We start from the raw sequence: 13,671 nt of genomic DNA, 5'->3' as shown, positions 1-13,671 counted from the left end.
GCAAAGCCTTTTCTCCCACTACCGTCACTCGCACAGTATTTGCATCAATATTCGTAACTGTTATCTGAGTAATTTCCGCAATGGGTTTGTCTGAACGGAATGTGAAAGCCTTGCCTGACGGTAAACGCAATTGTCCGCCAGATACATCAGCGATAAAATTATTACCAGTACTACGATTTGTGAGTTGCAATTGAGTCCCTTGGGTTGTCTCTAAAATTATCTCGACACCTTGGGGAGTGGAATTAGCTTTCACTCCTGTAATTGGTACAACTTGAGTTGCTCTTGCTGGCGACTGCACTAGCATGGTGGCGCTAGTGTTGGGACGCTCTATCTGACTGAGTGTGGGAATTTCTTTAATAGACCTGGAATTACATAATGCCGATGCCACAGATTTACTCTCTCCCTTTTGCTTGGATACTTCTGTAGCAACTGCACTCATTGCACCCCAAAGACAAACGGAAATTGTCAGTAAGAAAATCTTTACTAACTGCTTTTGTTTCACTTGTTACCCCACACCAAACTCAAACAAGAATTCTTTTCAACAAACACTATCATTAATCTCGTGCCATGAGAAAGCTGTTTTGGTCGCTAGCGGGAGTTTTTTTTGGTCGCTATCAGGAGTGTTTGTGTTGCATCAAGTATTGTTTAGGGTTGATGCCAAATTTCTTCCTAAAAGCAGCAGCAAAGTAATTGCGACTGGCAAAGCCGATTTTTTGAGCAACTTCACTCACCTTCATGTTCCCAGTTTCTAGTAGTTGACGCGCCTGTTCTAAGCGGTAATCGTGGAGATAAGTAAACAAGGGCTTGCCGAATACCTGTAGAAACCCGCGCTTGAGTGCATACTCATTGAGTTTGACCAAGCGTGCCAGTTCTGCGGTAGAAGGTGGATTGTCTATCTGTTGCAATAACAAGTCTCTGGCATAAAGAATCCGCTCTAATGTTCCCAATTTTAGCGGTTTGGGTGTCCGGCTTCCCATCTGAATTTCTGCTTCTTGCTCCAGCAGCAGTGCTAACAGTTCCAGCACTTTGCTTTCCAAGTATGTGCGCTTGATAATACCTTGATAGGGACAATGCAATATTCGCTGCACATAATATTGCATCATTGGAGTCATGACGTTGGAGCGAAAGTGGTAAGGTTGCTGTGGCGATCGCGTCAAGTGTTGCAATGCTTTTGGTAATTCTCCAGAAGAATTGCCAATAAAGGACTGCAACAACTCTGGTTCTAAATGCACACCCACCAAAAGTTGCCGTCCTTGTAAAAACTCATCTTCTCCTCTAACAGCCATACCACTGCCGAAAAAACCGTACTGTCCCGTTTCCGTCTCATTAACCGCCCAAAGAGAGCTTTCCCTCCACTGTCCTGAAAGCATAAACCAAAACTCCAAAGGATGTGGACGGTCAATGCTTTGTATTATTAAATTGTCATGGCGCTGATAGCTCTCAATCTCCAACAATAAACTCTGTCGCAACTCAACTCGTCGATAATGTCCTTCTCCCAATGCTTGGGGATACTTGTAGGTAATATCTAACTCATCATCAGGGTCGTTATTTTGTGGAGTTTCATTCACTTCTTGAAAGAGTTGTCGGTGCGCCTGTGCTGGAATAATAATGGTCATTATTCATTTGACTAGAACTTATTGAGATTAATTATAGCTATAGCCATATAAGGACGTTGCTTGGTTGAGAACGGTTTCAGACGCTATGGCAACTCTTTTAGTTTACGTCTTAACCTTGTTGGCTACAGCTATATCAACAAAATGGATAAAGTCGAGCTAACGGGACTTAAACATTTTTGAGGGATGTAGCGCTTATACAAGTTGATAGAGTTACAGGCGAAGTAAGCATTGATAGCGATCGCCCTTGCTTTTATACTCCAGTCAGGCGATTCTATAAAGATAGAAATTATTCTCATCTAAGCGTTTTTCTGCAACGATCTCCATTTGATTCTAAGTCATAGCTGAGGAGCATTATCATGAAATCTAAATCACTCCGAAACATTGCATTTTTCTTACACCGCTACCTTGGCTTAGTCGCAGCGTTAGTACTGATCATCGTCGGCTTGACTGGTTCTTTGTTGGTATTCCAGCGCGAAATTGACGAATTTCTAGTAAGTCAACAATTTGGACAAGTCATTCCTCAAGACAAACCCCTGCCGATAGAATCCGTACTAGAAACCGTCAAAACTGCCTATGCCAAGCAACCAGACCTGAAAATCTCAAGCGTTAACACACTAAGAGACCCTCACCTTCTCTATAGTTTTTGGCTACAAGCTCCAAATGATAAATCTCTCCAAGTTTTCGTCAATCCCTACACAGGTATAGTTATGGGTTCTCGTAATTGGGAGGAAACAATTATCGGCTGGACTTTTAAACTCCACTATCAACTCCTTGCAGGTGAAATCGGTACAATCATTGTCGGCATTGTGGCTTTTATGCTGTTGATTCTTAGCATTACAGGAATTGTGTTGTGGCCTGGTTGGCGCAAGTTAATCTCTGGTTTCAAAATCAAGTGGAATGCTCATCCCAAGCGAGTCAACTTTGATGTTCACAAAGTATCAGGCATTCTTGCGGCTGTCTTCTTGACTTTTATTGCCTTTACAGGTTTTTGCTGGAACTTCTACGATTTTGCTAAACCTGCCATCTATGTAGCTACCTTTACACCAATTATAAAAGATCCAGTTTCTAAACCAATTCCTGGTAAGTCTGCGCTGAAACTGAGCGAAATTTTACAAAAAGCTGATGCAGCGCTACCTGGTGCTGCTACAACTTATATCAACCTTCCTCAAAAACCAGAAGAGGTTTATACAGTCGGTAAAAAACAACCGCAAGAAACAGCAGAGTACGGTTATAGTCAGGTTTATCTTGACCAATACACAGGTAAAGTGTTGCAATTACAGAATGGGCTGAAACCGACACGGGCAGAAGCAGTGATGAATTCATTTTCACCACTGCACTATGGCACATTTTGGGGACTACCAACGCGGATTCTCTATGTTTTTGTAGAACTTTCACCGCTAATTCTGTCTATCACTGGTTTTGTGATGTGGTGGTATCGCTACAAAGGGAAAAATCGCCAACAGCAGACTGTGAGAATAATTGAGCGTTTAGGTAAGAGTTAGGGTATTGGACATCGAGAAAAGGGGAAAGCGAAAAGGAAAGAATTTTTCTTTTGCTCCCCAGTTCCTCTATTCCTCTGCTCCCCAGTCTTCTAGTTCATAACGACTACTTACTACTCACCAACTCTTTTGTTCCTCTACACTTCGGTACATTCTGGGGATTGCCATCTCGTATTTTCTACATTTTTGTCGGACTTGCACCGTTAATTCTATTCATCACTGGTTTTGTGATATGGCGGTATCGCTACAAAGGAAAAAATCGCTCTGTGCAGACTACACAAACTTTAAGTCAACATTGCTGTTGCGTAAATCAACTAAATTAAATATAAAATGCTCAGGTGCTAGATCCCCGACTTTTTTAAAAAGTCGGGGATCTGAATATTCAGATATCTAAACACTCGTGCCAAGAGAAGACTTTTGTGTTTCGCGCAGCCAAAAGCAACTTCTGTCGTCCCGGAAGTAATTTCTGCCACGACGAAACCGTATTTCGCGCAGCCAAAAGCAACTTCTGTGGTCCCGGAAGTAACTTCTGCCGCGACAAAACCGTGTTTCGCGCAGCCAAAAGCAACTTCTGTCGTCTCGAAAGTAACTTCTGCCGCGACAAAACCGTGTTTCGCGCAACCAAAAGCAACTTCTGCCGTCTCGGAAGTAGCTTTTGCCGTGACAAAACCGTGTTTCGCGCAACCAAAAGCAACTTCTGCCTCGACGTTTGTTCTAGCAGGCTACAAGTTATTTTTTTGACAAATGTGGGTGATGCATCCGGGCAATTGCCTGCTGCTTTTGAGCATCTTGTGAAACCACCAGATGAGGAGCGATCGCTGTTGGCTTTACATTGCTGGTGATGACTGTTGTACTTGCTCAACTGCAAACAGAAAATAATATTCAGTTGCGGCGATCGCCAATTCCACTTATACCCAACTGCTTATACCGTTTAACCAATGCGTAGATCCATGTTCTGCTGTAGCCTGTGACTTCCTCTACTTCTTCCGTCTTTTTCCCTTGTGATAGTAACCATATAATCTGGTATTGACGACTTTCTATTCCGTCTTTGGCCTGACGGTAAAGCTGTTCTAACTCAGCAATATCTAAATGCGTGGTTATACTGATTCGTTTCGGCATAGTTCATCGTTTTCATCCCTACTTTTATCATAAGTGATTATCCGAACATGATATAACTGGTAGTTTATTAGTCTTCCAGTCCGAAATTCGCACCTTTGATCCGCAGCGCCGAATCAGCACAATCGCCCCTCAAAGTGAAATGCTGCCAGTTGAGGTTGTTTTGAACATTGTCAAAACAACCTATGCTTCGCAACCAAAACCACCAGTCGAGGCTATTTACTGGCCAACGAAGCCACATGAGCCGATGATTGTAAGCGTGAAAACCAAAAAAGACGAATCGACAGATAACTACGTTAACCCTTATACCGGAGCAATTCTGGGTAATAACTTGCAGCCAAGCTTCATCCAAAAGTCTTTTGACATTATCCTTGGACTCCACATGAGGCTTTTAGGCGGTGACATTGGCTATAAGTTTGTGGGTATTATTGGTTTACTGATGTCGTTTATGAGTATTTCAGGTATTATCCTTTGGCCTGGTTGGCGCAAGTTGATATCTGGCTTCAAAATCAAGTGGAACGCCCATCCCAAGCGGCTTTACTTTGATATTCACAAAGTTGGTGGGGTGATTGCATCAGTATTTCTCATTTTCACATTTTTCACAGGATTTTGCTGGAGCTTTGAAGAATTCGTCAACCCGATGATCTATGCACTCACCTTCTCTAAGCCGCTACCAACTCCAGTTTCTGTTGTTGTTGCGGGTCATTCTCCATTAGGATTTACAGAACAATTACAAACGGCTCAAGCTGCTTTACCTCAAGCAGAATTCAGGAAGATTACTTTTCCAACTACACCAGAAGAAGCTTTAGTAGTTGATTTTAAACTTCCCCAAGAAAATCTAGCTCATGGTCTAAGCAGTGTTTATCTTGACCAATACAGTGGTAAGGTTTTGCGAGTCGATAGTTCTTTGCAGGCGTCATTGGGCGATCGCATCCTCAACTCCTTTGGTATTCTACACTTTAGTATATTCTGGGGATTGCCATCTCGCATTTTTTACCTATTTGTCGGACTTGCACCGTTAATTTTGTTTGTTAGTGGCTTTGTGATGTGGTGGTATCGCTACAAAGGAAAAAATCGCTCCCCGCAGACTATAAAAATGGTTAAGTTAAGAGCAAAGAATTAGATTATCAACATTAATTTTAAGGAGTTTTAAAATTATTAAAAGCGAAAAATTCAGAAAAATTACCAAACCGTTTGCACATGAAGATAATTCAAAATGTTAGCGTTATGGGTGAGTAAGGAAATCCCGTAGCGTTTGGTGATCGCATAGTGTGTGCAAAGCACAATCGCAACTAGAATTGTGTCTGCTAAATCTTTGTCAAACGTGCCTGGTAGCTATGTACTTGCGTTAGCGTACTCCTACGGGGAAGCAAGCTACGCGCAGCGTCTCGTACAGAAGGTATCGCGCAGGGAAAATGCAATCGTACCAAAACAGGCGATTGCCTAAGGGGCAACGGCAAAGCCGAACGCAATTTATCTTTAAGCTTGATTTACTGCATCAAAGATTTGTGATACTTTGAGATTTAGTTGACTAAATTGCGGCGATACAACTAAATCATTACCAGAAAAGTTACCTATCTCAGTGTAAGTTTTGTCAATCAGTTCTAAGATTAATATAGTTTGAGCTTCGGGGTCAATAATCCAATATTCAGAAATCCCACAATCTTGATACTGCGATCGCTTGGCGATAAAATCTCTATCTCGTTGCAATTCTCCTGGACTAACCACTTCAATCACCAGTAGAGGCGGTAGCATCTCTAAGCGAATAGTATTACGTTTTGCTAACTGCTGAATATGCTCTTGGCGAATAATTGTCAGATCGGGGTAACGGTTTCTAGGTTCTCCTCTGACTTCCAGTTCTAAACCATGTCCTCGCACTCTTCTATAATCTAGTAGAGATGCAAATTGAATTAATAGAAATGTGGCAATCTGAACATTAATTCCTGATTCTGGAGGCATCTCGATTAACTCTCCATTAAATAACTCATAGAGTTTATCTGTGCCATCATTATAAGATAGGTATTCTTCAAAGCTTTGAAATCTATGTTTAATATGTAGCATCAAGGTTACTCCACGATGAGTCTCAATGCAAGTTTAGCTTAGATCCCCAACTTTTTAAAAAGTCGGGGATCTGATGCGTATTGAGTGATGTCTACGACGGGCTACGCCTACGCACTAATTGCAAAAATGCGGTAAATGCGATAAATGCGATCGCTTTTCTTTAGAGGCTGTTTGCAAAGGTCTTTCTCTGTCATGTTGAATTCCGCCATACCAAGTGAAACATCTGGTGTATACGACGTAAAACCTAGCAAGATTTACACGGACTTTCCGCCTTGTGTCTGATGGCTGCTCCCCATCAGAACCGACCTCTGCATTGGAGCATATATTGAAGGGTGATATCTGCAAAAGCAACAAATTTTTAACAAGTGTACCGCTTGTACGGGTTGATAGAGTTACAGGCGAAGCAAGCATTGATAGCGATCGCCCTTGCCTTTCATAATCCAGTCAGGCGATTCTATAAAGATACAAATTATTCTCATCTAAGCGAATCATGCAGTAGATGAGATTGAGAATCTACCTAAGTAAACCCAACTCTATCACCATTTCAGCGAATGCTTACTGAGAAGTATTATTAGAAACTCAAGACACCATACGCCTTTACGATCCCTTCGATTCATTGGATATCCTCTGGCAGCACCCGCCCCGACTCGGTGAGGGACAGTCTCGATTTATTAAATTGCGAGAGGGATTGGAACTATGTATTAGTAACTATCAGCTTCATGACACTGTAATTACAAAAGTCAAGGAGCGTGAACATCATCTGGAATATGGTTTCGTCTTTTCAGGAGTTGCAGAAACTCGGCATATGTGTAAAGAAAGTTCTATGACCTTTAGTGCCGGAAAGTATTTTTTTACTGGGAGTGGTGTTGCACCTAAAGAGATTGAGGAGTTCTCGGCACGGCAACCGCATTTATGTCTAGGAGTTCACATGACTCCAGAACTCTTTCGTTCTTTTGCTGGCGATCCTTCAGGGGAACTTCCAATAAGTCTGAATCATTTGATTAGAAAACCAAGCCAGGAGTATTACACGCGCGTGGGGACAACCACCTTAACAATGCAAATCACGTTGCAGAAAATTCTAGGTTGCCCCCATCAAGGGTTGCTCAAGCGGATGTATCTAGAAAGCAAGACTCTGGAACTGATGGCACTGATAATTGAGCAAGAACTAGAAATGCAAGAGGGCAGGCAACATCTCGGCACACTCAAACCAGAAGATTTTGACCGCATTCATCACGCCAGAGACATTTTACTTGAGAATCTGCACAATCCTCTTTCCTTAAGAGAACTAGCTCGACGGGTGAATTTGAATGACTTTACTTTAAAACAAGGCTTTCGTCAAATTTTTGGGACTACAGTATTTAGCTACTTACGCAATTATTGCTTAGAGCAGGCACGACAACTTTTAAAAACTGGAGAGATGAATATCACTGAAGTTGCTCAAGCAGTGGGCTATACAGACCGCAGTCCTTTTGCATTAGCATTCCGCAAGCATTTTGGATCAAATCCCAAGGAGTATCAGAAACAACGAAAAAATTCCCTCTAGCTCTCGAAAAATTCCCTCTAGCTCTCTAATATCTCATCTATCACACCTGATTTACTTGTATTCTTCTTGATATTGTTTTTTATTAGTTTTGTGTGGTAATGTTGACTAAACAATGTCAATTGTTATTTATAGTTAGTACATGGATGTGGCTGATTGCTACGCCCGCATGGGCCCAAGGAAATTTAAGACACGTTAATACTGCTCAAACCCCTCTCAAGCTATCCTTCGTCAAGAAAGATGCTGTAGGCGGTGGGGTGAAACGACAAAAACGAGGTGAGCTACCAGCTAGTGAAATTCCTCATCTTAGCGAAATTAACCGTGCTGCTACTAGCATCAAACAGTGGCTTTCTCAGTCTTTAATTCCAATAACAGGTGTAAAACTCAATACTACTGACAAAGGACTGGAGGTGATTTTAGAAACATCTCAAGGGCAGCAATTGCAACTTACAAATCGTAGTCAGGGAAATAGTTTTGTTGTCGATATTCCAAACGCGCAACTGCGTTTACTCAGCACGAGTTTAGCGTAGTTCTCCAGTTGCCAGGGGCGATCGCCTGAGTGCCACTCTAGCATTCTATGACTTGTTCAAATTGCTGTTGCCTAAATCAACTAAATTAAATATAAAATGCTCAGGTGCTAGATCCCCGACTTTTTAAAAAAGTCGGGGATCTGAGTATTTAGGTCTCTAAACACTCGTGCCAAGAGAAGACTTTTGTGTTTTCGTGCAGCCAGAAGCAACTTCTGTTGTCTTGGAAGTAACTTCTGTCGCGACGAAACCGTGTTTCGCGCAGCCGGAAGCGACTTCTGTCGTCTTGAAAGTAACTTTTGCCGTGACAAAACCGTGTTTCGCGCAGCCGGAAACGACTTCTGTCGTCTTGGAAGTAACTTTTGCCGTGACGAAACCGTGTTTCGCGCAGCCGGAAACGACTTCTGTCGTCTTTTAAGTAACTTCTGCCGCGACAAAACCGTGTTTCGCGCAGCCAAAAGCAACTTCTGTCTTGACATTTGTTTCATCAGGACACAAATTATTTTTTTACAAAAACCAATAAGAGTATCTAACTAGGCATTGGGCGATGTCTGCCTTGAAAAGTTTGGATGCCTGCGGCAAGCCGCTTTGCGTCTATGGAGGAAGCCTCCGCTCCAACGCCAGTTGCTAAAGAGCGGGAACGCTAAGAGCGAACAAGTCGGGAAACCCGTCCAACGCACTGGCTCAACTTTTCGCTACAACGGGCTATTCGGTGACACACGTTTGCAAGCCAATGTTTGCATCTTCTAATTAATCATGCATTTGAGCGCTTCAGACTCAAATTTCCAACTGGCGATCGCACACAAGTCAACGTTAATCTATATACTGGTGTAATTATAGGTAGTCGTGAAGTGCGATGTCTACGATGGTCACTGAGCTTGCCGAAGTGCGGGCTACGCCTACGCCATAATAGCAAATGCAACTACTGAAATCACAAATGAGTTCGCCAAAATAACAAATGCGTTGGCGTACTCCGCACTTCTCTACGAGACGCTGCGCGTTAGCGTAGCCATGCCCGTAGGGCTTTACGAGTGAGCTTCTGTGACCACCGCAAGCATCGCTATCTAAGGTTGAGATTTAATGGATATCTTTCTCATTTGCTACTAGCATTCCAGTATAATATTTGCCAACTTCACCAGACTGACTCAAAGCAGCTATGACAATAATTCTTTCTCAAGCAGGTTATAGGGAGATAGTTGCAGCATCCCGACAAAAAGACCCTCTGCTCTCGAATGGCTTTATCACAAGCTGGAAGATTCCTGAATTGATTGGTCAGGGGATTGCACAGTACTTTGAATTGCGGCAGGGTCTAAGTTTGTTCATCCATAATTGGCAATTGCGCCATGACTTTGTGATCGCAAATGAATCAAAACCTGAATCCTGTTTACACTATGGCTTTTGCGTCAGTTCAGAAAGATTTCAGATCGACAATACTGCTGTTAACTCCAGACAATATATTCTGTGGGGCAAGGGCATATCAGAGGGTAAAGTTGTGGAGTTGCCAGCCGTTGAGCAAGCGATTTGGATGGAAGTTCGTATGACGCCTGAACTATTATACTCATTTGTGGGCGATGCATCTGGGCAATTGCCTGCTGCTTTTGAGCATCTTGTGAAACCACCAGATGAGGAACGATCGCTTGACATAGGAACAACCACATCAGCGATGCAAGTTACATTACAGCAAATGTTGCACTGTCCCTATCAAGACATGACGCAGAAGATGTACTTGGAAGGTAAAATCTGGGAACTGACGGCATTGCTCCTGGAACTTTTAAAAGCAAAGCAGGATTTGCCAGATCCAGTTTGGCAATTGAAACCGGAGGATGTAAACCGCATCTATCATGCTAAAGAACTGTTGCTGAATCAGCTGGACAATCCTCCTTCCCTAACAGAACTGGCACGGCAGGTAGGGCTAAATGACTGCACGCTCAAGCGAGGCTTTCAAAAAGTGTTTGGCAAAACTGCGTTTAGCTATCTGCATGACTATCGACTAGAGCAAGCGCGGCAGCTTCTAGCAACGGGCGAAATGAAAGTTGCAGAGGTAGCTGAAGCGATCGGGTTTGCAGATCCGGGATATCTGGCAAGAGCATTCCGCAAAAAGTTTGGTTGCTACCCTGGTTGCTACCGACGGCAGTTTAAGTAAAATGAAAAATTCCGTCTAGTCAGTAAAAAAATTCCGTCTAGTCAGCAAAACAATCACCTATTGCTCTCACTTCCTGGTACTGTTTTTGAAAGAATTTCTTGAGTATCAGTTTTATTAAGTTGGTGTGGAGAGTCATGGGTCATTCATTGAAATTGACATTGATTGCAAGTATCGTCTGTGTCATGATTGCTCCAACAGTTTGGGCACAGGAGAAATCCCCGCTTAATAAAGCCGGATCGGGGGAGCAAACTGAGGGCAAGATTCGACAACTGAGTGAGATAAAGCTTTTGAATACCAGCGCTAAAGAGCTTGTCCAGTCGCCAACACCAAGCAGCCCCGCTAACCAAGGGTCAGACAGGGGGGGTAAAGTTATACAAATAACGTCCGTAAAAGCAAATCCGACTGCTAAAGGCGTAGAGGTGATTTTAGAGACACCTCACGGGGATCAACTGCAAGTTACAAATCGCAGTACTGGTAATAATTTTATTGTGGATGTATCTGGTGGGCAATTGCGTTTAGCTGATGGCAATGCTTTTACATTTAGTTCTGAAAAACCACTTGCGGGAATTACTGAGATAACAGTAATTAATCTTAATGCAAATACTGTGCGAGTGACAGTGGTAGGTGTTGCAGCTTTGCCCACAGTTGATTTATATGATGATGATGCAGGACTGGTTTTTGCGGTAGCAACTACAGCAACGGCAACTTCTCCACAACAGCCATCACAAATACCTCAAGCGCAGCAGCCAGACAGCGAAACACAACCAACTCAACCATCGGCATCAGGTGATGAGCCGATTGAGTTAGTGGTGACAGGTGAACAAGACGGGTATCGCGTACCAGATGCATCGACTGCTACCAAAACCGATACGCCTCGGCGCAACATTCCGCAAGCGATTCAAGTCGTACCTCAGCAGGTGCTACGCGATCAAGGGGCAACGAACTTTTATGATGCGTTCAGAAATGTACCGGGTATATCCCAGTCAGGAGTCTCATCGCGTGCCATCTTCCAGAGCCTCGTGATTCGAGGGTTCACGGCTTACAATACACTCAGAGACGGGCTATACGATCTTTCAGGTGAGTTTCTTGGCTATGATGCTGCGATTGTTGATCGGATTGAGGTTCTCAAAGGTCCTGCCTCTGTTCTCTATGGTCAAGGGGGGATTGGAGGTACGATCAACTATGTGACAAAACAGCCGCTCAGTCAGCCGTTTTATGAAGTGCAAGGGACAATCGGTAGCTTTGATACCTATCGGGGAGCGATCGATTTGTCTGGTCCACTCAATGACAGTAAAACGCTGCTGTATCGCTTGAATCTGGGAGCGCAGACCAGTGACAGTTTTGTTGATTTTTTAGACACTCAGCGTTATGTGGTCGCGCCAAAGTTAACCTGGCTGATCAGCAATAAAACGGCACTGACTCTAAAATTTGAATATATCGATGAGAAGAAGTCATTATTTGACACAGGTATCCCAGCGATTGGCTCAGTATTGCCCAACCCCAATGGCGATATTCCACGGGGTCGCTACCTGGGTGAGCCTGGTGGCAAAAACAATGATCGTATCTTTCGAGTTGGCTACAACCTTGAGCATAACTTTAGCAAAAACTGGCAGTTACGGAATGCTTTCCAAGCTGCGTATGTTCGCCTGGATAGAGATACAATCGCCACAAATACGCTGCAAAATGATAACCGTACCGTGACACGGTCAGGTGGGATTCAAGACTTTCAAAATGATTACTACAGCCTTGACACCTATGTTGTTGGTAAGTTTGCTACAGGCAGTATTCAGCATCAACTCGTAACAGGGTTTGCATTAACCAGGTTGAATACATATACTTACAATACTTTTGGTCCAGCGACATCGCTTGATGTGTTTAATCCAGTGTATGGTCGCCCACAAACAACGCCTACCCCTGTATTTATCAGTACATTCAAGGGAGATGCCTTGGGTATTTATATCCAAGACCAAATCTCATTGTTCGAGAACCTCAAGCTTCTGGTTGGTGGACGCTTTGATATTGCCAATCAAACCGGAGTCGATCTACTGACCTCAACGACAGATTTTCAACAACAAGAGGTGTTCAGCCCTCGCGTGGGTGTGGTCTACCAACCGATTCCACCCATTTCACTCTACGCCAGCTATAGTCGCGCATTTGTACCAACGCAAAATGTGTTTTCAACCGTCATTCCGCAACCAGAGAGCGGAACTCAATATGAAGTGGGCATCAAGGCAGATTTGAGTAACCGATTGTCTGCAACATTGGCATTCTATGACTTGGCTCGGACAAACGTACAGACGACTGATCCCAGCAATCCACTGTTACTCATCCAAACCGGAAAACAGCGAAGCCGAGGGATTGAATTTGATCTCTCAGGTGAGATTCTACCTGGGTGGAGTATCTTTGGGGGTTATGCCTACACCGATGCCCGGATTGAAGAAGATAGAACCTTTCCAAAAGACAACTTCTTAAATAACGTTCCCAAACACGGCTTCAACCTGTGGACAACCTACGAAATTCAAAAGGGTTCATTACAAGGTTTAGGCTTCGGGCTGGGTTTGTTCTACACTGGCGAACGTCAAAGAGATTTATTCAACACGTTTGAATTACCCAGTTATCTCCGCACCGATGCTGCTATTTTCTACAAGCGAGATCAATTCCGAGTTGGACTCAATTTCAAAAATCTATTCGACGTGGATTATTTTGAGTCAGCTGCCAACCGGACACGGGTTTACCCTGGTGAGCCATTTACAGTGCAAGGCACGATTCAGTGGGAGTTTTAGGAAAGACTAATAGGGTGGAAAGGAGCGATCACTAAGATGATACAACAGTTTCAAATTACTGTTGCATAAATTAACTAATACCAATTCAAAATTCAAAATCCAGACAGGACAAGGTTTTGGAGATGTGTATCTGTCGCATTCTTTTTTTAAATTGGTGTAAATTAAATATAAAATGCTCAGGTGCTAGATATCCGACTTTTTTAAAAAGTCGGGGATCTGAGTATTCAGGTCTCTAAACACTCCTGCCAAGAGAAGACTTTTGCATTCCGTGCAGCCAAAAGCAACTTCTGTCGTCTTTGAAGCAACTTCTGCCTTGACGAAACCGTGTTTCGCGCAGCCAAAAGTAACTTCTGTCGTCTTTGAAGCAACTTCTGCCTTGACGAAAC

The 13,671-nt window shown here is 43.3% G+C and carries 12 protein-coding genes and 1 pseudogene; 8 read left to right on the top strand and 5 right to left on the bottom strand.

Features of this window, described 5'->3' with window-relative positions; all coding sequences use genetic code 11:
* The coding region (locus tag V7L29_RS25110) for an AMIN domain-containing protein (RefSeq protein ID WP_442944257.1) at positions 1-502 on the bottom strand (502 nt) is incomplete at its 3' end.
* A 112-nt stretch (positions 503-614) separates the two neighbouring features.
* Positions 615-1,616, bottom strand: coding sequence for a helix-turn-helix transcriptional regulator (locus tag V7L29_RS25105; RefSeq protein WP_334737140.1), 1,002 nt, complete (start codon positions 1,614-1,616; stop codon positions 615-617).
* A gap of 356 nt (positions 1,617-1,972) precedes the next feature.
* Between V7L29_RS25105 and V7L29_RS25100 the strand changes: the two genes are divergently transcribed.
* The 3 genes from V7L29_RS25100 to V7L29_RS25090 all read left to right on the top strand — a co-directional run bounded on the left by V7L29_RS25100 (position 1,973) and on the right by V7L29_RS25090 (position 3,957).
* Positions 1,973-3,118, top strand: coding sequence for a PepSY-associated TM helix domain-containing protein (locus V7L29_RS25100; RefSeq protein WP_334737139.1), 1,146 nt, complete (start codon positions 1,973-1,975; stop codon positions 3,116-3,118).
* Positions 3,119-3,168: 50 nt separating this feature from the next.
* Positions 3,169-3,438: a PepSY-associated TM helix domain-containing protein gene (locus V7L29_RS25095; protein ID WP_334689905.1), complete on the top strand. Its 270-nt coding sequence runs from the start codon at positions 3,169-3,171 to the stop codon at positions 3,436-3,438.
* Positions 3,439-3,534: 96 nt separating this feature from the next.
* Positions 3,535-3,957, top strand: coding sequence for a hypothetical protein (locus tag V7L29_RS25090; protein ID WP_334689906.1), 423 nt, complete (start codon positions 3,535-3,537; stop codon positions 3,955-3,957).
* A 46-nt stretch (positions 3,958-4,003) separates the two neighbouring features.
* Here the strand turns inward: V7L29_RS25090 and V7L29_RS25085 are convergent.
* Positions 4,004-4,234, bottom strand: a pseudogene (locus V7L29_RS25085) (helix-turn-helix domain-containing protein); the annotation flags it as partial.
* Between the two features lie 52 nt (positions 4,235-4,286).
* Between V7L29_RS25085 and V7L29_RS25080 the strand changes: the two are divergent.
* Positions 4,287-5,354, top strand: a complete 1,068-nt coding sequence (locus tag V7L29_RS25080; RefSeq protein ID WP_334737141.1) for a PepSY-associated TM helix domain-containing protein — start codon at positions 4,287-4,289, stop codon at positions 5,352-5,354.
* 356 nt (positions 5,355-5,710) lie between these two features.
* Here V7L29_RS25080 and V7L29_RS25075 read toward each other — a convergent pair whose 3' ends face one another.
* Together V7L29_RS25075 and V7L29_RS25070 are read right to left on the bottom strand one after the other, a co-directional pair.
* Positions 5,711-6,292 (bottom strand): Uma2 family endonuclease, encoded by a 582-nt coding sequence (locus V7L29_RS25075; protein WP_334689620.1) that lies wholly within the window; start codon positions 6,290-6,292, stop codon positions 5,711-5,713.
* A 114-nt stretch (positions 6,293-6,406) separates the two neighbouring features.
* Positions 6,407-6,703 (bottom strand): hypothetical protein, encoded by a 297-nt coding sequence (locus V7L29_RS25070; RefSeq protein WP_334737138.1) that lies wholly within the window; start codon positions 6,701-6,703, stop codon positions 6,407-6,409.
* Between the two features lie 205 nt (positions 6,704-6,908).
* Between V7L29_RS25070 and V7L29_RS25065 the strand changes: the two genes are divergently transcribed.
* The 4 genes from V7L29_RS25065 (at position 6,909) to V7L29_RS25050 (ending at position 13,285) form a co-directional block, all read left to right on the top strand.
* On the top strand, positions 6,909-7,835 hold the full coding sequence (locus tag V7L29_RS25065) for a helix-turn-helix transcriptional regulator (protein ID WP_334737137.1): 927 nt from the start codon (positions 6,909-6,911) through the stop codon (positions 7,833-7,835).
* A gap of 98 nt (positions 7,836-7,933) precedes the next feature.
* Positions 7,934-8,362: an AMIN domain-containing protein gene (locus V7L29_RS25060; protein WP_334737136.1), complete on the top strand. Its 429-nt coding sequence runs from the start codon at positions 7,934-7,936 to the stop codon at positions 8,360-8,362.
* 1,153 nt (positions 8,363-9,515) lie between these two features.
* A complete protein-coding gene (locus tag V7L29_RS25055; RefSeq protein ID WP_334737135.1) occupies positions 9,516-10,502 on the top strand; it encodes a helix-turn-helix domain-containing protein in 987 nt (328 codons plus the stop codon).
* 134 nt (positions 10,503-10,636) lie between these two features.
* The gene (locus V7L29_RS25050) at positions 10,637-13,285 is read left to right on the top strand and encodes a TonB-dependent siderophore receptor (protein WP_334737134.1); all 2,649 of its coding nucleotides are present in this window, start codon (positions 10,637-10,639) and stop codon (positions 13,283-13,285) included.
* Positions 13,286-13,671 lie beyond the last annotated feature (386 nt).

Origin of the sequence: Nostoc sp. (assembly GCF_036916575.1) — a bacterium.
Lineage (GTDB): Bacteria > Cyanobacteriota > Cyanobacteriia > Cyanobacteriales > Nostocaceae > Nostoc.
The sequence above is the reverse complement of the archived record's forward strand: the minus strand, read 5'-3'. Positions and strand labels throughout refer to the sequence as shown.